The organism is Aquabacterium sp. UBA2148, assembly GCF_002328915.1.
GTDB lineage: Bacteria > Pseudomonadota > Gammaproteobacteria > Burkholderiales > Burkholderiaceae_C > Aquabacterium > Aquabacterium parvum.
Genome location: NZ_DCXA01000221.1, coordinates 1 through 801, shown reverse-complemented (window position 1 = coordinate 801; position 801 = coordinate 1). Strand labels below are relative to the sequence as shown.

Below are 801 nucleotides of genomic sequence, written 5' to 3'. Positions count from 1 at the left end.
GACCTCGCCCGCGTGCGCGCAATGTTCTCCGCCTGAACCGAGCAAGCCCATCGCCGCTGGGGCTAACCCATCCCCAGACAGAGGGGATGCCCATGCTATCCTCGAGGGCTTGCGAGGTTTTCACACGCCTCCCACCATCCGGACACCAAGGACAAACATGAGACTCATCCTGTTGGGCGCGCCCGGCGCCGGCAAGGGCACGCAGGCCGCCTTTCTGTGCCAGAAATTCGGCATCCCCCAGATCTCGACCGGCGACATGCTGCGCGCCGCGGTCAAGGCAGGCACCGAACTGGGCCTGGCGGCCAAGAAGGTCATGGATGCAGGCGGCCTGGTGAGCGACGACATCATCATCGGCCTGGTCAAGGAACGCATCACGCAAGCCGATTGCGCCAAGGGTTTCCTGTTCGACGGCTTCCCCCGCACCATCCCTCAGGCCGAAGCCATGAAGGCCGCTGGCGTGAAGATCGATTACGTGCTCGAAATCGACGTGCCTGACAGCAACATCATCGAGCGCATGAGCGGTCGCCGTGTGCACGTGGCTTCTGGCCGCACCTACCACGTCACGTTCAACCCACCCAAAGTGGCCGGCAAGGATGACGTGACCGGCGAAGACCTGATTCAGCGCGAAGACGACGCCGAAGCCACCGTGCGCAAGCGCCTGGACGTCTACCACCAGCAGACCCGCCCGCTGGTCGATTACTACGGTCAATGGGCCGCCACTGGCGACGCCGCCGCCCCGCAGTGCCGCAAGATCAGTGGCGTGGGCTCGGTCGACCAGATCACCGCAGCTGCCGTCGCCGC

The 801-nt window shown here is 64.9% G+C and carries 1 protein-coding gene; it reads left to right on the top strand.

Translation table 11 applies throughout. From position 1 onward, the window contains the following. Nucleotides 1–157 precede the first annotated feature (157 nt). On the top strand, nt 158–801 hold a 644-nt coding region (adk, locus tag B2W70_RS12475; protein WP_286746115.1), incomplete at its 3' end, for an adenylate kinase.